The organism is Flavobacterium glaciei (assembly GCF_003350545.1).
Classification (GTDB): Bacteria; Bacteroidota; Bacteroidia; order Flavobacteriales; family Flavobacteriaceae; genus Flavobacterium; species Flavobacterium glaciei.
Genome location: NZ_QQBA01000003.1, coordinates 56954 through 78886, shown reverse-complemented (window position 1 = coordinate 78886; position 21933 = coordinate 56954). Strand labels below are relative to the sequence as shown.

Sequence of the window (21933 nt, the reverse complement as noted above, 5' to 3'; positions counted from 1 at the left end):
TAAGAACTAAAAACTAAGGACTAAAAAAATGAAAATAGGTCTGTATTTCGGAACGTTTAATCCCATTCATGTTGGGCATCTCATCATTGCCAATCACATGGCGGAGCATTCTGATTTAGACCAAATCTGGATGGTGGTTACACCACACAACCCTTTGAAGAAAAAAAATACATTGCTCGATGATTACCATAGACTTCAAATGGTGCATCTTGCCACCGAAGATTTTCCAAAAATAAAACCTTCAGATATTGAGTTTAAATTGTCACAGCCGAATTACACTGTGAATACGTTAGTTCATTTAGAAGAAAAATATCCCAAGTATGAATTCTCCTTAATCATGGGCGAAGACAATTTAAAATCGTTGCACAAATGGAAAAACTACGAAGCAATTCTAGCGCATCATGAAATTTATGTGTACCCAAGGCTTGATGCCAAAGTTTCTGTTGAAGAAGTAATTGCAAAAGATGCAGAAAATTTGGATTCAAAAATTACACAAAACTTCGGGACAAAAATTCATATGATTGATGCTCCGGTTGTAGAAATATCTTCAACATTTATTCGGGATAATATCAAGAAAGGAAAAAATGTACAGCCGTTATTGCCTGCAAAGGTTTGGGAATATATTGATCACAACAATTTTTACAAGAAGTAATATAAGAGCTCGTAATTTTTACCTAGCTACACCACATTCATAAAATTTAGCTGTTTTGTCATTTCGACAAAGTAGAAATCACATAACAAAAATTACTACTGAGATTTCTCCTTCGTCGAAATGACAAATAGAATAGCATTCTTTTAGTAAAGAATTTACTGAAAATTAATTACCCCAAAACCTTTTTTAATTCTACTTGAACATTTTCAAAAATCGTACTCAAATTATCGTTTTTACCGGATAATACAAAAACCTCTGTACTTGGCATTTGCTTGCTATTCCACAATAATTGAATTTTATTTTCTTCGATTAAATTTTTTGCATTGATATCCCAAACTACTCCTATTCCTGTATTTTTCGAAATGATTTCGAGCATTTCGTATTCGGATGGAATGATATAATTAGGAATCATCGAAGGTCTTTTTTTGTTAAAGACATGTAACCAGAATAATTTGATATGTGGAATTTGAGCATTGTGGCTGAACCATTTTTGGTCGTTTAACCACTGTTCCGTTGCAGAAAAATCCTTTATTTTAATCCTAGATTTCAGCTCGGAAGCATTAATATCATTAGAACCTACGATCACTTGTTTGATTTCGCCAACCTTTTTCTGAATGGTGTCAAACGTATCATATTGTTTGGTGACAACTGCAAAATCAAGTTTTTTAGAATCTACTAATTCAAAAAGCGCATCGTTTTCATGGATGCTAAAATCGATAAAATCAAATTTGGAAACCAATGCGCTTCCCAAACTTCGCATCAAATGCTTTGAAATCCCAATAGAAATTAATCGATTGGCATTAAATGCTTTGGCACGAAAACCATTCTCGACATTTTCCAGTCGGTCCAGTGCTTCGATGATTAAATTATTGAGTAACTTAGCGTATTCCGTAGGTTCCACGCCTTTAGACTTTCGATTAAAAAGTTTATATCCTACATGTGCCTCCAACATTGATATTTGCTGACTAACAGCTGGTTGACTGATAAATAATTCTTTAGCAGCCAAAGAAAAATTTCCGTTTTTATAAACCGATTTAAACGTTCGGTACCATTCGAGATTAACCATGATATAAATATATTTATCACAAATATAATTTAAATTATTTTTACTAATAGCATATTCATCGTAAATTTGTACAAACAAAATCAGAAATGAAGAAAATCGCATTATTTGCCATTATAGCATTAACCGCAAGTTGTATTACTGCAACTGCACAAAATAAAAAAGGTATGAAAAAAGTATTATTCGTTCTAACTAGTCATAGTGAATTAGGGAACACAGGAGAAAAAACAGGATTTTGGATTGAAGAATTTGCCGCTCCATATTATGAGCTAGCAGATAAAGGAGTAATTATTGATATTGCATCACCACTAGGAGGACAGCCACCAATTGACCCAAAAAGTTCAGATCCATCTTCAGCAACTGAAGACACGAAAAGATTTGATAAAGATACGGAGCTTCAAGCTAAACTAAGCAAAACACACAAACTGGCTGATGTTAATCAAGCTGATTATGATGCTGTTTTTTATCCAGGAGGTCATGGACCATTATGGGATTTAGCAACTGATGCATCTTCAGGTGCTTTAATAGAAGCGTTTTACACAAACAATAAACCTGTTGCTTTTGTTTGTCATTCTCCAGCAGTATTGAAAAACGTAAAAGTAAATGGCGATTTTTTAGTTAAAGGCAAAAAAGTAACCGGGTTTTCAAACACCGAAGAAGAAGCGGTAGGATTAACAAATGTAGTTCCATTTTTACTAGAAGATGCTTTACAAGCTAATGGTGCAATCTATTCTAAAATAGGAGATTGGCAATCATACGCTGTGGAAGATGGATTATTGATTACAGGTCAAAATCCAGCTTCGTCTAAACTAGTTGCGGAGAAATTATTAAACCAATTGAATTCAAAAAAATAAGAAGATGTTAAATTTCGAATTATACAACCCTACCAATTTAGTTTTTGGAAAAGGACAAATTGAAAAACTATCAACGTTAGTACCTCAAGGAGCAAAAATCCTTTTAGCGTATGGCGGTGGAAGTATTTTCAAAAATGGTATTCATGAACAAGTAATCAACAATCTTAAAGGTTTTGAAATCTTAGAATTTGCAGGAATTGAACCAAATCCACATTTTGAAACATTGATGAAAGCGGTTGCTGTTATCAAAGAACAAAACATAGACTTTATCCTTGCCGTAGGCGGAGGTTCTGTAATTGACGGAGTAAAATTCATTTCGGCAGCTGTTAACTTTGATGGAAATCCAATGGACATTCTTCAAAAACGAGTATTAACTAAAGATGTATCTAAAACTATTCCTTTTGGAACTATATTGACATTACCTGCAACAGGAAGTGAAATGAATTCTGGCGGAGTTGTTACTATTCAATCTACGCAAGAAAAATTGTCATTTGGAGGTAGCGCCTTGTTTCCAAAATTTTCTATCTGCGATCCAACGGTAATTGAGTCTTTGCCAAAAAGACAATTACAAAACGGAGTTGTAGATGCGTATACTCATGTTTTAGAACAATATCTAACCTATCCGCACGAAGGCTTTCTTCAAGATCGAATTGCCGAAAGCATTTTACAAACTTTGATTCAAGTTGGTCCTGATGTTGTTGAAAAGCCTACTGATTATGCTTTGGCTTCTAACTTTATGTGGAGTTGTACAATGGCGCTTAATGGATTAATCCAAAAAGGAGTTCCTTCGGATTGGGCTACACACATGATTGGTCATGAATTGACTGCATTATATGGAATCGATCATGCCAGAACATTGGCAGTTGTAGGTCCAAATTTATACCGAGTGATGTTTGAAACTAAGAAGGGAAAATTAGCACAATACGGAAAACGTATTTTCAATTTATCTGGAACTGAAGACGAAATCGCAAACGAAGCCATCAACAAAACAGTTGAATTTTTCCATACGATGGGAATGGACACTAAATTATCTGACTACACAAAAGACTTTGATAAAACAGCTGATTTTATTGTAAATCGTTTTGAAGAAAGAGGTTGGTTAGGATTAGGAGAGAAACAAAATATCACTTTAGAAAAAGTGAAATCAATTGTGGAAATGAGTTATTAATTCAAATAACATAATGCAGATTACAGTAGTTCAATTAAAAAGGCGTTCTCAATTTTGGGAACGCCTTTTAAAATTCCAAAATATAACTAACTAATTCAATCCGCATTTTTTGTTAATTTATTCAACAATAAATATCAATAACGAAACAGACATAATTATATTGTGTGCAAATTGAAAAATATTTATTTTAAATTTAATAATTTAAGATAATTACTTCCTAAAACCATACAAACAGTATGTTTGTGGGTCAATTTAATTTGCTTGATTAAAGGTTTTTTAAGTACTTTTGATTAAACATAATAAAAAAATGGCTGATAATATAAAATTCGCAGTAATAGGTGGTGGAAGTTGGGCGACTGCTATAGCAAAAATGTTGTGTGTAAATCTTACCGAGATTTCATGGTACATGCGCAATGAAGCTGCTATAGAGCACATTAAAAAACACAAACATAACCCCAATTATTTAAGTTCAGTTGAATTTGATATCAAAAAACTCAAACTAACTAGCGATATCAACGAAGCCGTAGCCTACGCTGATTATATTATTTTCGCTATTCCTTCTGCTTTTGTGGGTGCCGAACTAGAAAAACTTACCGTTCCCCTAGAAAACAAAATTATTTTTTCAGCAATTAAAGGAATTGTTCCGGAAACAAGCTTAATTGTAGGCGAACATTTCCATGTTAGATACGATATCCCTTATTACAATATAGGCGTAATCACTGGCCCATGCCACGCTGAAGAAGTTGCTATGGAGCGTCTTTCTTACCTTACCATTGCTTGTGGCGACCCAGACAAAGCTAAAATTGTCGCTAAAAATTTATCTGGAAATTACATCAAAACTAAGATTACAGATGATATCATAGGAACAGAATATGCGGCTATGCTGAAGAATATTTACGCTATTGCAGCAGGAATGGCACATGGGTTAGGATATGGTGATAATTTTCAGTCTGTTTTGATGAGTAATGGGATTCGAGAGATGAAAAAGTTTATTAAGAAAGTTCACAAAATGAAACGTAACATCAATGATTCTGCTTATTTAGGTGATTTATTAGTTACTGGATATTCTATTTTTTCTAGAAACAGAACCTTTGGAAATATGATTGGTAAAGGATACACCGTAAAATCAGCAATGATGGAAATGAGTATGGTTGCCGAAGGATATTATGCCGCAAAAAGCGCTTACAAGCTCAATCAGGCTTATGGTGCTAAAACGCCAATTATAGATGCTGTTTATAGTATTTTGTACGAAGGCCAAGATGCCAAAACAGTATTTAAAAAACTGACCGACAAACTCGATTAATTCAGTTTCAAATAACAACCAAACACAGTTTCTTCATGAACGAAAGATGGAAATACCAGATTAAAACTGGCGGAATTTGGGGGATATTTATGACGGTTTTCAATGTATTGTTCGACATTAAAGAAACCCCTTTTTTAGAACAGGTTGCTACGACAAATTTTTATATTCGCGCAGCTACTTATATCATTGTAGGCATATTTGTTTTAGGTTATTTTACCTGGAAATCAAAAGTTAAACAACAAAGCCGCTAAATCATTTTTATGAGTAAAAGATAGAAATATCAACTTAAGTACGGATTAATTTGGGGACTACTTGTTTCTTTTATTACTGCTGCTTTTGATTTATACAGTATGACTTTTCAAGAGGTATATTTATCTGAAAAAAACACAATACGTACCGCATTATTCGTTCTGGCCGGAATATTTGTGGTAAGTTATTTTAGTTGGAAGAAGAAAATAAAGAGTGAAACTAATATGGACTTATCTCACGATAACGCCGTCAACAAATAGAATGGGCACTTCTTCAACAAAATCCTCATGAATGGAATGTGCCTTGAAAATGAATTTTTTATCGTATAATTTGTCTCCAATAAAAAACGTAAGCATGAACTCATTGTTTAGTGCCAAAACGCTTTTTTCAATCATTTCAATTTTTACCACTGAAACCGCTGGTACTTCGACAAAAGCGTGACGTAAAAGTGATGTTTTTTTCATTTCCCCGTCTATGGTTCCAAATGCTTTAGATACAACCATAACGCTTTCAATTAAGAAATCGCTATCATTGACTAAATAAGCATACCACACTTTTTCCATAAAATCGTCACTCCATTCTTGAACTACGGCAAGAAATACGTTTTCTACTTCGGGGATGATGATGTCTTTTTTCATAAGTTAGTCTTAATGTCCTAGGTCGTATAGTCATAAAGTCGAGGAAATTCGTAAACAGGGATTTCTTTCGACTTTATGACTTTATAACTTTTGACTAAATTGAGGATTTAAATTGCTCTAGGAAACGAACGTCATTTTCATAAAACATACGAATATCGCCAATTTGATACAACAACATGGCGATTCTTTCTATTCCCATACCAAATGCAAAACCGTTATATTCATCAGGATTGATTCCACAGTTTTTCAAAACATTAGGATCTACCATTCCGCAACCCATGATTTCTAACCAACCGGTTCCTTTAGTAATTCTATAATCGGTTTCTGTTTTTAGACCCCAATAAATATCAACCTCGGCGCTTGGCTCTGTAAACGGAAAATAAGACGGACGCAAACGGATTTTTGATTTTCCAAACATCTCTTTGGTGAAATACAAAAGCGTTTGTTTTAAATCAGCAAAAGAAACGTCTTTGTCAATGTATAATCCTTCTACTTGGTGGAAAATACAGTGTGAACGGGACGAAACAGCTTCATTACGGAAGACGCGACCTGGAGAAATGGTGCGGATTGGCGGTTTATTATTTTCCATATACCGCACTTGTACGGATGATGTATGTGTACGTAACAAAATATCAGGATTTGTTTGAATAAAAAACGTGTCTTGCATGTCACGTGCCGGGTGGTATTCCGGTAAGTTTAATGCTGTGAAATTATGCCAGTCGTCTTCGATTTCAGGACCTTCAGAAACATTGAAACCTATGGTAGAAAAGATATCTATAATTTGGTTTTTAACCAATGAAATAGGGTGACGAGAGCCAATAATCATTGGTTCCGCAGAACGGGTCAAATCACCATAAAACCCTTTACTTTCTTCTTTGCTTTCTAGAGCTTCCTGAATGGATTTTACTTTTTCTTCGGCAGAAGTTTTAAGCAGGTTTATTACCTGTCCGAATTCCTTTTTTTGGTCGTTAGGAACATTTTTAAATTCAGCGAAAAGCTCTTTCAAAAGTCCTTTGCTTCCTAAAAATTTGATTCGGAAAGTTTCTAATTCTGCTGCATTTTGCGTTGAAAAGGCCTGTGCTTCGCCAATATATTCTTTTATCTTATCTATCATTTTCATTCCGTAATTGAGAGTGCAAATTTAAGAAATTTGTTCCAAGTTTCACATTTAAAGTTTCAAGTTTGTTGCATTACATTTAAAACTAACAATGTTGTTTAAATTAGCTATTTTATTACCTCTCGTTCCAAGAAGTAATTCACTATTGCTTCTTTCATCAAAACCGATTGTTCTCCAGCTTTTAGCGGTGGTAATTCCTCTTTTACTTTGTAATGTGGCCATCCATCTTCATCAAAAAACTCGAATTCATAAAAACCATACGGTTCTAATAAACGGCAAATCGCGATGTGCATCAAGTTTAATTTCTCGTCTTTTTTGAATTCTTTGTGTACTTTACCAAGTTCTTGTACTCCAATTAAATATATAATGGCGTCTAAATCTAAATCTTCCCCTTGCGAAAATTGATTAGAAAGTATATTAACTAGCTGTTCCCAGCGATCTTTAAGTTGTGTGTCTCTTGACATTTTTTATGAATTATGAATTATGAATTATAAATTATGAAATCATCTCTCATAAAATTATTTTGGCAAAGATAAGAACTTGAAAATTGGCAACAGTAAAGAACAATTCTTTTATATTTGCCTTTCTATTTATTATTGAATTACAATGGGACTTTTAGATATTATTTTAGGTGTGCTGCTTGCCTTTGCTTTTTATAAAGGATTGAAAAACGGACTTTTTGTAGAACTAGCTTCGTTAGTTTCGCTATTAGCAGGAATTTATTTTGCCGTCAAATTCTCCTCCTTTATCAGGGACATTTTAATGGGATATGTCAAATGGAATCCCAATACAATCCAGGTTGTTGCCTTTATACTTACGTTTATTGCGGTGGTTGTATTAGTAACAATTTTAGGGAAGTTCCTGACTGGAATTGCTGATTTTGCATTTTTAGGTTGGTTGAATAAATTGGGCGGTGGTTTTTTCCGAGTGCTCAAAACAATTTTGATTATCAGTATTGTCTTTGCCGTTTTCGAAAAAATAAATTACAATTATATTTTAGCCAAAAAAGAAACTTTAGACAATTCTCTTTTTTACAATCCAATTCAAAAAACAGCGGGTTATATGTATCCGTCACTAAAGGAATGGTATAGTAGTTTGAAGAAAAAGTAAGCAAAAATTCACAGTGAATATTAGTATTTAACACTGAAAATTAACTCCTAAAAGCTATTGTTTCACTTCCTTAATTGCACTGCTTTCAATCCAGCCTTCGGTTCCATCTGTTAGCTGCACTTTTTTCCATTTTCCAATGGTTTCAAATACATACACTTTAGTTCCTTCGTGAAGTGTGAATAACGGTTTTCCACCATCTCTAGGTTCGCTTTTTACATTAGTCCTTTCAGCAAATACTATGGCTGGTTTTTCAGTATCAAAATGACTTTTTTCAAAAATGGCAGATGAAACACTAATCAGAATTATAAAAAAAAGCAGAAACATTCCAAAAAAGAAAATCCTTTTTGAAAGCGTAATTTGTGAAAAATAATACCCGATAAAAAACAACAAAAAAGTCATTGCTAGTCCAACAGAAATCCACGCCCACGTATTGTAATGATAGATTCCTGTAAAATCCCGAATCAGCTTTGCAAAACCTACTTTTGGAATTACTTTAATTTCATCAATGGTTCTTTTTTGAGCGAATTTCAAGTTATTAATAGCATCATTATTCTTCGGATTTAAAACCAATGCTTTTTCATAATTGTAAATAGAAGGCGCTACTTTGTTCAACTTATAATAGGCATTTCCTAAATTATAATACAATTCAGAGGAGTGTTTACTTTCTGTCAAAACACTTTCATAAGCAGTAACAGCTTCCTTATATTTCGCTTTTTGATAATATTCGTTTCCTTTTTCAAAGCCGTTTTGGGCAAAGAAAACCTGGGTTGAAAGTAATAATATGTATAGTATGTTTTTCATAAAAATTTAAACACAAAGGTCACAAGGAAGCCGCAAAGTACACTATTTAAAGTGTTCCATTTATAACTCGTCTTACACCTTCTTTTAGTAATTTTACATTAAAATTAATTAGTAATCCTAATCTACAATCCGACAATCTCAAATACGTAAGTAATTGAGCCAAATGAACATCTGTCAAAGATTCAACAGATTTTACCTCAACAATAAATTTATCTTCAATAATCATATCAATTCTGTACCCCACATCCAGTTTTACTTCTTCATAAATCAAAGGAAGCGCTTTCTGCTTTTCTACTTTTAAATTACTTTTTTTAAGTTCATAAAACAAGCACTCTTCGTAAGCACTTTCCAATAATCCGGGACCTAAAACCTTGTGAACTTTTAGCGCACTTTCAAATACAATTTTTGATATTTCGTTTTCAGTCATTTATTTATTAAAGCTAGTGTTCTTAGCGCCTTCTTTGTGCCCTTTGTGGTTAAGCAATTTGTTTTTCTAAATCTGAGATAATCACTACCGCTTTATCAAAATCCTTTTGTATCGTAACACTTGATGATGGTGCATATCGAGCGATTTCACAGTTTTCCGTAAGTGCAATAAAATCATTCACCGCTTCAGGATTCGCATTTCTTGACAACAACAATTCTTGAATATTGTCCTTACTCATTTCTGATGTTTCAATATGCAACTTCGCTTTCAAGAAATTGTGCATTGCTTTCTCCAGCGCAATGTAAAACAGTTCCTTGTTATTGATTTGTTTCTTGGCTTCTGATAAATATTTTTTGGCCAATCTATTATTCATTCGGATTCTGTTTCCGGTAATATCACCATCAATAGCTTCTTTTTTCTTTTTGAATAATACGATTAAAGGCAGCATCAAAAATGGGAAAAAGAACAATCCATAAAACAAATTAGACCCAAAGAAATCTTTATTATTCATCGTCAAAAGATTACTTTTTGACTTTATGAATTTAAATTGCTCTACTTTATCTATTTTATTCTTGTTTGCACCAGAAGCTACTGTTGCATCAGTAGGCGAAGGACCGTCAAGAACATTTATCATTATTTCCTGAGAACTCAACGTTTTATAGGTTTGTGAACCCAAATCAAAATACGTAAATTTTAATGGTTTTATTGGGTAATTCCCTTTATACTGCGGGACAATGGTGTAACTATCTGAAATCTTTCCAGCCATTCCTGAGAGCGGCGTATTAACCTGCTCCGTATGAACTGCATCATACATTTCTAAGGCATTTGGCGCTACAGGTTTAGGCAAACTGAATAATTTTAGATTCCCTTTTCCGGTTACACTAACTACTAAGTCCAGACTTTCTCCGTTTTTTAAATCGGTTTTCGTAGGTGTTACTTTGAAATCAAAATTTCCTACTGCACCTGAAAAGTCTTCCGGTTTACCTGCTTCGGGAAGTGGCTTAACATTTATGGTTTTTGACCCCGCAGAAACTCTCTTAGTTCCATCGGTGACAATCATTCTACCAAACATATCTCTACGATTAGACGGTAATTGAACATCAATATCTAAAGCTAAAGGTTCTATAACCAATTTTCCGGATTTTTGAGGATACAAAACTATTTTTTTAAGGACAATAAAGCGAAATTGCTCTCCTTTAAACATACCTTCTTCGGCAACAAACCTTTTAATTTCAATATTCTGACTCCAGAAATCATTGTATTTTGGTTTATTGACTTCGTTCGAGTTTGTGATTCCAATATTGTTAAAATACAGCTTATAAACCACCGTAATGGGTTCATTTATATAGGGATTTGTTTTAGAAACATCAGCAACTAAATAAAGATTACCCTCCGCGGAAATCTGAGGATCAGCCGGGTCTCTAGGTTGTTCCGTAGCGGCGGTTACATTTATTTTTATAGGTGATGTTTTATAAATTTGCCCGTTGTATTCGATTGCGGCTTGCTTGATGACCAAAGCCCCTTTTTGATTTGGCAAAAGAAAATAAGAATATATTTTCTCAAATGAACTTCTTCCGTTTACCCACGATTGACTTACTTGCTGACTTGGACCGGCAATAATTCTAAATCCTTCAAAAGAAGGCGGCACAAAATTATCCCCATCGATATTCATCATAAAATCGATACGAAGTCTCTCGTTTAAGCCCAGCGTTGTTTTAGTTACTCTAGCCTCAAATTGCACTTGGGCGTTAAGTAAATTGCACACCATTAAAATTAGTACTGCTATAAATCTTTTCATTTTCAAATTATCTAATTGAACTACCAATCTTTCTCCGTCTTCACTGGTTTTCCTTGTACTTTTTTGGCATTTACTTTATCCTGCACTTTCTTTTCTTCTTTATTCACTGCATTCAAAAGATTTTCTAAACGTTCTTTAGAAATTCCTCCGGGAGCTGGTTTTGGCTCTCCATTTTCATTCGGTTTAGGGTCTTTATTTTGTTTGTCTTTATCTCCCTTATCGTCTTTGTTATCTTTGTCTTTGTTGTCTTTGTCTTTGTTGTCTTTTTTATCTTTATCTCCGTCTTTCTTATCGTCCTTTTTGTCATCTTTTTTATCATCACCCTTTGGAGGATTTTCTTTCAGCATTTTTTTTGCTAAAGCATAATTATAACGCGTTTCCTCATCGGTTGGGTCATTTCTCAAGGCATTTTTATAAGCTTCAACTGCTTGTGTATAATCTTTTTCATTCATGAAAACATTTCCAAGATTATGAAAAGCGCGATGTTTCTGTGGTCTTGTTTTTGAATTTTTCAAGGCTTTAGCATACGCAAATTTAGCTTCGGAAGATTGTTTTTGCTTGTAAATACTATTTCCAAGATTGAAAGGCGCAACGGCTTTATTAGGGAATTTTGAATCCGAAATTCGGTAATTAGCCTCCGCATCCACAAATTTATTGTCCGCATAATCTTGGTTTGCTTTGGGCAAAATTCTATCTTTTTGTTGCGCATGCAATCCGGCTGTCCCAGAGAAAGCAACGATTAAAAAGGCAATTATGATGATTTTAAAATTTTTCATTTATTATATCTGTATGTCTAAAAGGCTTTGAAACCTTTTTAGAAATAATTATTTATTCTCGTTAAATAAATTTAATTTGTTTACCCAACTCGTTTTTCTTTCCAATAGAAAAACATCAAGAAACAAGAAAACAAAAGCAAAACCCAAAAACCATTGAAATTGCGATTGAAAATCAGCCATTTCGGTCGCTTCAAATTCGGTTTTTTGAATATTATTCAAAGCATTCTTAACATATTCCAAAACTTCTTTGGTGTTATTACCATTTACATAGCCTCCTTTTGTGGCTTTTGCAATTGCCGTTAAACTCTCCGGAACTAGTTTAGTTATAACCACTTCATTATTATTGTCTTTCTTGAAACCTTCTATAATTCCATTTCTTTTTAATGGAATTGTCCCTCCTTTTTCAGTTCCAACACCAATTGTAATGATTTTAATTCCCAGCTTACTCGCTTCTTCGGCGGCTTCATCAGCACCCTCATTATGATCTTCGCCATCCGAAATCATAATCAGTAGCTTACTCGTTTTTTTATCATCAAAATAAGTTGACGATAACTTGATAGCCTCGTTGAATGATGTTCCTACGGAGGAAACCATATCGGTATTCATGCTTTGCAAAAACATCTTGGCAACGCTGTAATCCGTAGTAATGGGTAATACAGGAAAAGCACTTCCGGCATAGGCCACGATTCCTATTCTGTCACTACCTAACTGATTTATGATTTGCGAAACTATTTGCTTGCTTTTATCCAAACGGTTTGGCGCTACATCTTCGGCAAGCATACTTTTAGAAACATCCACTGCAAAAACAATGTCGATTCCTTCACGTTTTACAGTTTCCATTTTAGTCCCGATTTTTGGATTTACCAATCCAAAAATTAATCCAGTCAATGCTAAAAGCATTACTACTAATTTCAAAACCGGTTTAAAAACTGAACTTTCCGGACTCAGTTTTTTCACCATTTCCAAGTCGCCAAACTCGCGTTGTTTTTTTCTTTTCCAATATAAATTGAATAGAAAAACCAACACTACCAAAGGCAGTATAAAGAGAAGATATAAATATTTTTTTTCGTCTAATTCCATTTCTATTTTTAGATTTATGAACTTTAATCTTAGATTTTCAATCTAAATCAAAAATTCTAAACTTGGTCATTTTATTCCAATATTCCAGTTTGTACTCCCTTCCCTTCGGGGAGGGCTGGGGATTTTATATAAAACTTTTAAAAACCGTATTCCTTAATCCTAATTCCAGCAATAATAAAAAACCGGCGAACCATATAAAAGGCCTGAATTTTTCATCGTAATCATAGAATTTTAATTCTTCGATTTCAGTGGTTTCCAGTTTATTGATAGAGGCATAAATCTCTGCTAATTTACTGTTGCTTGTTGCTCTAAAATATTTTCCATCCGTCTTTCTTGCTATATTTTTCATCAACTGCTCGTCTATTTCTACTTTCATCATTTGGAACAAAAATGTGCCATTTGGTGCGACAGCGTAAGGAAACATGGCCATTCCATTAGTTCCAATTCCAACGGTATAGACTTTTATTCCGTATTGTTTAGCAATATCCGATGCTGTTTCGGGCTCAATAAATCCGGCATTATTTACTCCGTCAGTCAACAAAATAATAACTTTACTTTTTGCTTGACTGTCTTTCAATCTATTGACTGCAGTAGCTAATCCCATTCCTATTCCTGTTCCGTCCTGCAAAACATTATCATATTTAATGCTGTTGATAGCATTCTGAATAACCGCTTTATCACTGGTTACCGGTGTTTTTGTGTACGCTTCAGAGGCATAAACCACAAGTCCAATCCTGTCATTTGGTCGTTCTTCAACAAAATCAGCGGCCACTCTTTTCAGGGCTTCCATTCTGTTTGGTTTCAAATCTTTGGCCAGCATACTTCCGGAAACGTCTATCGCCATAACGATATCAATCCCTTTAGTAGTTTTAGTTTTATTACTCACATCGACCGTTCTTGGCCTAGCCATGGCTACGATCAAAGAGCATAAAGCCAAAACACGAAGTACATTCAACATTGGTTTTAACTTGGTCAAATACGATCCTGTTCCTTTAAATCCTTCTAACGAGCTTATTTTTAACGTGGCTGATTGATGGTTCTTTTTTCGCATGAACCAGACAATTACAACTGGAATCAGTAGAAACAACCAAAAAAATTCTGGGTTTAAAAATGTTATTTTGTCCATTATTTACTTGCTTGTTTTAATTCGACAGCATTCAAAACGCGTTCTGATATTTCGTTGCCATACTTATCTCCTTCTTCATGAAATATTAATATCTGTTGCAATCCACCTTCTTGGCTGAACAATATTGCTTCATAGTACATTTTAGCGGTAGTTTTATTTTCGCCGTCAATTTGGGAGAACGTTCCGTAAGCTTTCAATCCCTTTACTCCTTCTTCAGTTTCAAAATCTTCTTGTTTTACAATCATGTTTTGAGCTCCTTGCGCTTCAAGTGACTGCAACGCGCCATCCATAGATTTCGCCAAATCAATTTGTGTTTCTGCTTTAAATTTTAGTGTAGAAACCATCACATAAAAACGGTCCAAAACACTTCCGTACGCAAAGGATTGCATTTCTTTAATCAAAGCCATTCCGTTTTTTGGAAGTGTTTTTGTCAAATCTACTCTCTTAAGCACTTTTGGTGTTTCTATGATAATTCCCGGATTTCCGTACTCACTTTTTACCCATTCACCTTCCAATAATTCTTTTATAGGATGACCAATAATATTGTCTTTTACATAATCAAAACCTTTGGTAACAATGAAAAAAGTGGTGGTCGCTGCCAATAAAAAAAAAACCGAAGCCACCGCAGTTACGATGCGTTTGTTCCTTTGTTTGCGCAATTGAATTTGGATTTGCTTTTGTCTTTGCGCTTCATTCAACAACATGTCTTCCTCTACTGGGATTTCCACTGGAATGGAATTATCTAATGTCAGAATTGCTTTTTGAATTTTATTTCGGTCTTCTGTGATTTCAAAATCCAAAGGTTTTGACTTGGCAAATTTCACTAAATCGGCTTGTTTCAAAACACGCTCCAAATTTTCAATAATTTCCTTCGAAAGCGTCATTTTCTTTTTTACAGAAGCAGCTCTAAGTCCTTGAATCAGTTCAAAAGTAGTGCTTTCCATCGCTGGAATTTCTATGGCTTCTTCGATATAGTTTCTGGCAATATCCGTCAATTCGCTATAATAAGCTTTGACTTCTCCTTTTTGCCAAAGTTCTTTTTTCTCCAATGAATCCAGCAAACTAGTGGCTTTTTCGATTGGCGTTTTATAAATTACTTCCTGTAGTTTCTTTTCTTGGCGTTTTTTTATAAACCAATAAATAAATGCACCAATTCCAATAATCAAAGCAATAATCAACAGGTATTTCCACCAGTCTCCAATTGAGTTATCCGCTTGAGCAATGTCCTTGATGTCGAACATTTTTTGCTTTAAAGTATCCACTTGAACATTAGAAACTTCTACCAAAAGTGAATCCGTCATAAACGGTTTGTTATTGATAAAAATCTTGATACTAGAAACCACGTATCGACCAGAATCAAATTGGGTTAAACCGTATTTTTTGATTAATTCATAACGGTCGTCAATTTTGACTGTATCAATAGGATATGACTGAATCACCTCTAAAGCACCAAAGTTTTTCAATTTTGGAAAAATCACTTTAGACGAAGTATCAACAGTAGTTTTTATGGACAGTTTAAATTCCGCACCAATTTTATTTTTGATCGTGTCAATACTCGTGACTACTTGCTTTTGTTGTGCAAAAACAGCAGTCGAAAGCAGCAATAGTAGTAGGTAAAGTCTAATTTTCATTTTTATATTAAATATTTTTTCCTCTCCCCAACCCTCTCCAAAGGAGAGGGAGCCGTGTCGTGAAAATTATAGTCCGCTTTCAACTCCTCCTCTTTGGGGAGGCTGGGAGGGGATTTATCTCGATTTAAAGTAACTTAATAATTTCGTCACATAACTTTCATCAACTCTTGTGTTGACAACTCCGGAACCTGATTTGCTGAATGTTTCTTTAAAATAATTTACTTTATCAAGGTATTTTTTTTCGTAATTCATTCGCACTGCTTTCGAACCGGTATTTATCAATTCGATTGCTCCAGTTTCAGCATCAAGCATAGAAACCATTCCTAAATCCGGCATTTTTTCTTCTCGAATGTCGTACACGCGAATACCAGTGATATCGTGTTTCTTAGATGCTATTTTTAATGTTTGCTCATAATCTTGTGACATGAAATCAGAAATTACAAACACAATTGCTTTCTTTTTTTGAGTTCCCGACAAAAATTTTAAGGCTTGAGCAATATCTGTTTTATGGCTTTTAGGCTGAAACTCTATCAATTCTCGAATAATTCTCAAAACGTGTGATCTTCCTTTTTTTGGCGGTATATATAATTCAATTTCATCCGAAAACAAAATCAACCCTATTTTATCGTTGTTTTGAGTTGCTGAAAAAGCCATTGTTGCGGCAATCTCAGTAACAATGTCTTTCTTGAATTGATTTTTTGAACCAAAACTTTCTGAACCCGAAATATCAACCATTAACATCATAGTTAATTCGCGTTCTTCCTCAAAAACTTTTACGTGTGCTTCGTTGTACCGCGCAGTTACATTCCAGTCAATCGCACGAATATCATCTCCATACTGGTATTGACGCACTTCACTAAACGTCATTCCTCGTCCTTTAAAAGACGTATGATACTCACCCGAAAAGATGTGATCGCTCAATCTTCGGGTTTTGATTTCTATTTTTCGGACTTTTTTTAAGAGGTCTTTTGTATCCATTTTTAATTTGTTTAAAGTTTAAAAGTTTAACGTTCCAAGTTCTTAATCCAACAACTTGAAACTTTAAACCTTAAACAAACTTTAAGGTACTTCTACTTCGTTTACGATTTTGTTGATAATGTCTACTGAAGTAATATTTTCGGCTTCGGCTTCATAGGTAACTCCAATTCTGTGACGTAATACATCATGCACTACAGCACGAACATCTTCCGGAATTACATAACCGCGACGTTTGATAAAAGCGTAGCATTTTGCGGCAGTGGCCAAATTGATACTTCCTCGTGGTGATGCTCCAAAACTGATTAATGGTTTCAAATCAGCTAATTTATATTTCTCTGGATAACGCGTGGCAAAAATGATATCAAGTATGTATTTTTCTATTTTTTCATCCATGTAAACTTCACGAACTGCTTCCTGAGCACGTAAAATTTGTTCCACTGAAACTACAGCATTTACTTTTTCATAACTTCCTTTTAGGTTTTGACGAATTACTAAACGCTCGTCTTCCATTTTTGGATAATCAATAACCGTTTTCAACATGAAACGATCGACCTGAGCTTCAGGTAATTGATATGTTCCTTCTTGTTCAATTGGATTTTGAGTAGCTAAAACCAAAAATGGTCTGTCTAATTTGAAAGTAGTATCACCAATAGTCACTTGCTTTTCCTGCATGGCTTCCAGTAATGCTGATTGTACTTTGGCAGGCGCACGGTTAATCTCATCGGCAAGGACGAAATTAGCGAAGATTGGTCCTTTTTTTATTGAAAATTCATTGGCTTTAATGTTGTAAATCATAGTTCCCACTACATCGGCTGGCAATAAATCAGGAGTAAATTGAATTCTGCTGAAAGATCCATGTATAGCTTGCGAAAGAGTATTTATCGCTAAGGTTTTTGCTAATCCGGGAACTCCTTCTAACAAAATATGACCTTGACCTAAAAGTCCAATTAACAATCGCTCCACCATGTGCTTTTGACCTACGATAACCTTGTTCATTTCCATTGTGAGAAGGTCTATAAAAGCACTCTCTCTTTCAATTTTTTCATTGATTGCCCTGATGTCTAAAGTCGCTGTATTTTCTTCCATTTTATTGTTTTTAAAACCTTACGTTTATTGCCTCTGTTTTGATGGTGCAAATTGAATTTTTTTTTAGAAGTAAGATGTTAAAAAATGGTTAAAACTTCGACAAAAACCCTAATTTTAAGGACGAATTATGATACAATTTTTATATTTTTAAGAACTTTGAACGATATACTTAGAAATAGCAGAAATATGAATTTCAATAAAAAATAAAAACCATGAATAAAACAAAATTATCGCCAATTGTAGCGGGTGTCATGAATTGGGGGATTTGGGATAAAAATCTCAATACCAAAGAAATGGAAAACATGATTAATGTATGCTTAGAAAACAAAATTACTACTTTCGATCATGCCGATATATACGGTGATTACACCACCGAATCAGATTTTGGAAAAGCCTTTTCCTCGAGTAAAATTGCACGAGAAAAAATGCAATTAATATCCAAATGTGGTATCCAAATGGTGACTGAAAACCGCGTTAATACCATTAAACATTATGAATATTCAAAAGAATATATTATTTGGTCAGTTGAAAACTCTTTAAAAAATCTACAAACGGATTATTTAGACGTTCTTTTACTACACAGACCCAGCCCATTAATGCAAGCGGATGAAATTGCAGAGGCGGTTTTGAAACTAAAAGCAGACGGTAAAATTATTGATTTCGGACTCTCTAACTTCACTTCCTCGCAAACAGAATTGATTCGTCAAAAAACAGAAGTTTTATACAATCAAGTACAGTTTTCGGCAACGAATTTTGAACCTATGGTGGACGGAAGTTTTGATTATATGCAAGTCAACAACATTCGCCCAATGTCCTGGAATCCACTTGGATCCATTTTTAGAAAAGATATTCCACAAACCAGACGATTGAAACAATTATTAGCGACCTTAGTTGCAAAATACCATTTGGGATCGGATTCGATTTTACTTTCTTGGGTTTTAAAACATCCGGCTCAAGTAATTCCTATTGCAGGAACAGTAAATGTAGCCAGAATTCAATCACTCATGAAAGCTGTCGAATTAGATTTAGACAAAGAAGATTGGTTTGCCATCTGGGCAGCAAGTATGGGGCATGATGTTGCCTAAAATTAGTATGCAACACAGCAACTTTAGAATCTAAAACAGAAAAAATACTCATGACTAAAACAGCCTTAGTAACTGGAGCCACCAGTGGAATTGGTAAAGCAACAGCACAAATATTAGCAAAAAACAATTATAAAATTATTCTTTGCGGACGCCGTGAGGACCGCTTAGAAGTTCTTGAAAAGGAGCTTTCGAAATTTACCGAAGTGCATACTTTGTCATTTGATGTTCGAGATAAAAAAGCGGTTTTTGATAGTATCAATTCCATCCCAGAAGCCTTTGCTAAAATTGATGTTTTAATCAATAATGCTGGAAATGCACATGGTTTAGATCCCATTCAAAACGGAGATTTAGACGATTGGGACGCCATGATTGACATCAATGTCAAAGGCCTTTTATATGTTTCAAAAGCTGTAATCCCACAAATGATCGAGCGGAAATCAGGTCATATTATCAACATAGGTTCTATTGCCGGAAAAGAAGTATATCCAAACGGAAACGTTTATTGCGCCTCCAAACATGCTGTTGATGCACTGAACCAAGCCATGAGAATGGATTTGAATCCGTACGGAATTCGCGTGGGTGCCATTCATCCTGGCGCCGTAGAAACCGAGTTTAGCGAAGTGCGTTTTAAAGGCGACACAGAGAAAGCTGCCAATGTTTACAAAGGGTTTGAACCATTACATCCCGAAGACATTGCTGATATTATTCACTTTGTAGTTTCCAGACCGTACCACGTAAACATTGCCGATTTGATGGTGTTGCCCACAGCACAAGCTGCTGCAACTATTTTGAAAAGAGATTAAATATTTATAAAACCTTCAAACATGGCGAATTACAATTTGTTTTTAAAATGAAAATAATAAGCAATTTAATGGATCAAAAATTAACCGCAGATTCGCAGATTTATAATAAATTTTAAATCTGCGAATCCGCGGTAATTTATTTTTAAAAAGAATCGAAATATGATTACTTCCTGAATAACAATAAAAAAATAAATAGTAATGATCAACAAACGCCTTCTTATTAAAAACTTGCTCGCTCATAACGATGAAAGTAGTTTTTATGATAAAAAGCGGCAGTTGAATCTACACACGCGGGAGGGAAAAGCCAAGTTTCTTAAACACATTTGTGCGCTCTCTAATTCGAATCCTACAAACAATTCCTACATCGTCGTGGGAGTTGAAGATCAAGACAATACTATCGTGGGAGATGATTTTTTTGATGACAGTCGGATTCAGAATTTAGTAAATGCTTATCTAGAAAATCCTCCGAAAATTCAGTACGAAAATGTGCCATTCCCAAACTTACCCAAAGATAAAGTTGTAGGATTGGTAACCATCAAACCAAAGAGCAATACGTCCTATTTTAAAAAAGGAATTCACACGATTCTTGCCAACAGTGTTTTTATACGGCGAGGGAGCAACACGATGCCAATTGAAGTCGAAATCGAAAAGAATTATCAAAACACAGAAACCGTAATTGGCATTGAAAATAATTCCCGAAACAGCATCGAAAACACCCTTGATGGCGTGATTGATTTCATGAATTTTCGGCACAAGGATATGGCACCAAAGTATAAAGTATTCAAAGAATTATTTGTGATTTGCTGGGCTGGAATTGCCAAAAAATCTCGTGAGAAAACGTATTTGTCACGCGTAGATATTGAATTGATAAACGAACAAATCAAGCTTTTTTATTCGGCTCAGGATGTGGTTGAAATCACTTTTGATGAAGATACTTTTACCATTGTTGAGTATGTACCCTTAGGTTTAAACGACAAAACAAGTTACTATCCTTTAGAAAAACAAACGATTCATTTTCATGACAATGGTTATTATAAAATTGAAAGAGAAATGCTATTTCAGCCGCCGAAATTCAATAAAAAAATGCTGTTTCACATTTATAATGCCAATATTGCTTTGCTGAAAAAACTCCAAAAAGGGCTTTCGTTATCCGAAAGAGAACACAAAGATTTGGAGAATTTACCCTCGACCTTCATGATTTGTTACCTCAACGGTTTTGAAGAAGCCAAACAAAAACTGATAGATGCCAAAGTGCTTTTAAAACATTACAACCAAGTGTATTTATCGTTTAAAGAAGCCTTGCGAATTTTGAGAAAGATGAAGTATGATGTGCAGTAGCGACAATTGTTTTTAGATTTTATTCCCTAAGAAAATCCAATATATAGGTGTTAATTTCTCTTTTTTGTCTTTTATTTCCTCTGTCATTCATATCGTTATGAATGGTATTCGGGAGTTTAATTATTTTTATTCCAAACTTTTTCTGCTCTGTAACAGTAGGCAAAACTCCCTCATCAGCAGACTGGTCGCTGGAACGAAGCGAGTATATTTTAGGCTGGGAATTTCTAGGCAATTCCATTCTACGGTTGTCTAATGAAATTATTTTATCTGCCAAATTTGGGTACTTATGAGCAAACAAAACCGTCATATCACCTCCATTAGAATGTCCAATTAAGTTTACATGTTTGAAATCTAATTCTGGTTTTATTTTTTTCAATTCATTCAGCACAAATAGGATATTCTCTGCTCCTCTTTCCCAATTCGATCGTCTCACAACTTGAGGAATTCCTGTCAAAGGCAACAAATCATCGGTTGGTAATTCATGTTGAATACTAACTACATAATAGCCTTTGGACCCTAATTTTTTCGTTAAGTATGAATACGATTTATTTGCGCCCGGTTTATTTTCTCCATAGCCATGACTTACAATTACCAATTGTTGATTTCTAATATTTTCCTTTACAATTGGTGTATAAATCGCAACCGGAATTAATCTGTTTCTGGAACTATCCAACCAGTTGGCGCTTTCTGACTTTACTTCAAATTCTTGATTACTTACCTTAATACTAGTTGCTTTTTTATTGGACGTACAACTTAAGAAAAGCAAACAAACTATTATTTGTAAGCGAATTTTCATACTAAATTTTAAGTATTTATCTGATTGAAAAAAAGTTTTGAAACAAATTTATTG

23 protein-coding genes are annotated in these 21933 nt (G+C 34.4%); 9 read left to right on the top strand and 14 right to left on the bottom strand.

What is annotated here, in order from left to right:
• Positions 1-28: 28 nt before the first annotated feature.
• Positions 29-652, top strand: a complete 624-nt coding sequence (nadD, locus tag DFR66_RS03830) for a nicotinate (nicotinamide) nucleotide adenylyltransferase (RefSeq protein ID WP_114753528.1) — start codon at positions 29-31, stop codon at positions 650-652.
• A gap of 169 nt (positions 653-821) precedes the next feature.
• Here the strand turns inward: nadD and DFR66_RS03825 are convergent, their stop codons facing one another.
• A complete protein-coding gene (locus DFR66_RS03825) occupies positions 822-1718 on the bottom strand; it encodes a LysR family transcriptional regulator (RefSeq protein ID WP_114753701.1) in 897 nt (298 codons plus the stop codon).
• An 86-nt stretch (positions 1719-1804) separates the two neighbouring features.
• Here DFR66_RS03825 and DFR66_RS03820 point away from each other — a divergent pair, with 86 nt between their 5' ends.
• From DFR66_RS03820 to DFR66_RS03805, 4 genes are all read left to right on the top strand, one after another.
• Positions 1805-2569, top strand: a complete 765-nt coding sequence (locus tag DFR66_RS03820; protein ID WP_167400482.1) for a type 1 glutamine amidotransferase domain-containing protein — start codon at positions 1805-1807, stop codon at positions 2567-2569.
• Positions 2570-2573: 4 nt separating this feature from the next.
• Positions 2574-3737, top strand: coding sequence for an iron-containing alcohol dehydrogenase (locus DFR66_RS03815; RefSeq protein ID WP_114753527.1), 1164 nt, complete (start codon positions 2574-2576; stop codon positions 3735-3737).
• Between the two features lie 307 nt (positions 3738-4044).
• Positions 4045-5040: an NAD(P)H-dependent glycerol-3-phosphate dehydrogenase gene (locus DFR66_RS03810; protein ID WP_114753526.1), complete on the top strand. Its 996-nt coding sequence runs from the start codon at positions 4045-4047 to the stop codon at positions 5038-5040.
• Between the two features lie 35 nt (positions 5041-5075).
• Positions 5076-5291 carry a hypothetical protein gene (locus DFR66_RS03805; protein ID WP_114753525.1) on the top strand — a complete coding sequence of 72 codons (216 nt, stop codon included), beginning with the start codon at positions 5076-5078 and terminating at the stop codon, positions 5289-5291.
• 228 nt (positions 5292-5519) lie between these two features.
• Here DFR66_RS03805 and DFR66_RS03800 read toward each other — a convergent pair whose 3' ends face one another.
• The 3 genes from DFR66_RS03800 to DFR66_RS03790 all read right to left on the bottom strand — a co-directional run bounded on the left by DFR66_RS03800 (position 5520) and on the right by DFR66_RS03790 (position 7508).
• Positions 5520-5927 (bottom strand): hypothetical protein, encoded by a 408-nt coding sequence (locus DFR66_RS03800; RefSeq protein WP_114753524.1) that lies wholly within the window; start codon positions 5925-5927, stop codon positions 5520-5522.
• A gap of 94 nt (positions 5928-6021) precedes the next feature.
• Entirely contained in the window at positions 6022-7041 is a 1020-nt protein-coding gene (gene pheS, locus DFR66_RS03795; protein WP_114753523.1) for a phenylalanine--tRNA ligase subunit alpha, read from the bottom strand.
• A gap of 110 nt (positions 7042-7151) precedes the next feature.
• On the bottom strand, positions 7152-7508 hold the full coding sequence (locus tag DFR66_RS03790; protein WP_114753522.1) for a hypothetical protein: 357 nt from the start codon (positions 7506-7508) through the stop codon (positions 7152-7154).
• A gap of 142 nt (positions 7509-7650) precedes the next feature.
• Here DFR66_RS03790 and DFR66_RS03785 point away from each other — a divergent pair, with 142 nt between their 5' ends.
• Positions 7651-8154 (top strand): CvpA family protein, encoded by a 504-nt coding sequence (locus DFR66_RS03785; protein ID WP_114753521.1) that lies wholly within the window; start codon positions 7651-7653, stop codon positions 8152-8154.
• Between the two features lie 54 nt (positions 8155-8208).
• Here DFR66_RS03785 and DFR66_RS03780 read toward each other — a convergent pair whose 3' ends face one another.
• The 9 genes from DFR66_RS03780 to DFR66_RS03740 form a co-directional block, all read right to left on the bottom strand.
• The gene (locus DFR66_RS03780; RefSeq protein WP_114753520.1) at positions 8209-8955 is read right to left on the bottom strand and encodes a tetratricopeptide repeat protein; all 747 of its coding nucleotides are present in this window, start codon (positions 8953-8955) and stop codon (positions 8209-8211) included.
• A 46-nt stretch (positions 8956-9001) separates the two neighbouring features.
• Positions 9002-9382: a GxxExxY protein gene (locus DFR66_RS03775; RefSeq protein ID WP_114753519.1), complete on the bottom strand. Its 381-nt coding sequence runs from the start codon at positions 9380-9382 to the stop codon at positions 9002-9004.
• 49 nt (positions 9383-9431) lie between these two features.
• Entirely contained in the window at positions 9432-11180 is a 1749-nt protein-coding gene (locus tag DFR66_RS03770; RefSeq protein ID WP_114753518.1) for a BatD family protein, read from the bottom strand.
• A 20-nt stretch (positions 11181-11200) separates the two neighbouring features.
• On the bottom strand, positions 11201-11956 hold the full coding sequence (locus DFR66_RS03765) for a tetratricopeptide repeat protein (RefSeq protein ID WP_114753517.1): 756 nt from the start codon (positions 11954-11956) through the stop codon (positions 11201-11203).
• 48 nt (positions 11957-12004) lie between these two features.
• Positions 12005-13036 (bottom strand): VWA domain-containing protein, encoded by a 1032-nt coding sequence (locus tag DFR66_RS03760; protein ID WP_114753516.1) that lies wholly within the window; start codon positions 13034-13036, stop codon positions 12005-12007.
• 124 nt (positions 13037-13160) lie between these two features.
• Positions 13161-14162 carry a vWA domain-containing protein gene (locus DFR66_RS03755; RefSeq protein ID WP_114753515.1) on the bottom strand — a complete coding sequence of 334 codons (1002 nt, stop codon included), beginning with the start codon at positions 14160-14162 and terminating at the stop codon, positions 13161-13163.
• Positions 14162-15793, bottom strand: a complete 1632-nt coding sequence (locus tag DFR66_RS03750) for a hypothetical protein (RefSeq protein WP_114753514.1) — start codon at positions 15791-15793, stop codon at positions 14162-14164. Before DFR66_RS03750 ends, DFR66_RS03755 begins: the two co-directional genes overlap by 1 nt.
• 114 nt (positions 15794-15907) lie before the next feature.
• Positions 15908-16771 carry a DUF58 domain-containing protein gene (locus tag DFR66_RS03745; RefSeq protein WP_114753513.1) on the bottom strand — a complete coding sequence of 288 codons (864 nt, stop codon included), beginning with the start codon at positions 16769-16771 and terminating at the stop codon, positions 15908-15910.
• Positions 16772-16852: 81 nt separating this feature from the next.
• Positions 16853-17857 carry an AAA family ATPase gene (locus DFR66_RS03740; protein ID WP_114753512.1) on the bottom strand — a complete coding sequence of 335 codons (1005 nt, stop codon included), beginning with the start codon at positions 17855-17857 and terminating at the stop codon, positions 16853-16855.
• A 212-nt stretch (positions 17858-18069) separates the two neighbouring features.
• Between DFR66_RS03740 and DFR66_RS03735 the strand changes: the two genes are divergently transcribed.
• From DFR66_RS03735 to DFR66_RS03725, 3 genes are all read left to right on the top strand, one after another.
• Positions 18070-18942 carry an aldo/keto reductase gene (locus DFR66_RS03735; RefSeq protein WP_114753511.1) on the top strand — a complete coding sequence of 291 codons (873 nt, stop codon included), beginning with the start codon at positions 18070-18072 and terminating at the stop codon, positions 18940-18942.
• A gap of 50 nt (positions 18943-18992) precedes the next feature.
• Positions 18993-19745: an SDR family NAD(P)-dependent oxidoreductase gene (locus DFR66_RS03730; RefSeq protein ID WP_114753510.1), complete on the top strand. Its 753-nt coding sequence runs from the start codon at positions 18993-18995 to the stop codon at positions 19743-19745.
• A gap of 198 nt (positions 19746-19943) precedes the next feature.
• Positions 19944-21083, top strand: a complete 1140-nt coding sequence (locus DFR66_RS03725; RefSeq protein ID WP_114753509.1) for an ATP-binding protein — start codon at positions 19944-19946, stop codon at positions 21081-21083.
• A 19-nt stretch (positions 21084-21102) separates the two neighbouring features.
• On the opposite strand, the gene DFR66_RS03720 is transcribed toward DFR66_RS03725, so the two are convergent.
• A complete protein-coding gene (locus tag DFR66_RS03720) occupies positions 21103-21879 on the bottom strand; it encodes an alpha/beta hydrolase (protein WP_114753508.1) in 777 nt (258 codons plus the stop codon).
• Positions 21880-21933: the final 54 nt, after the last annotated feature.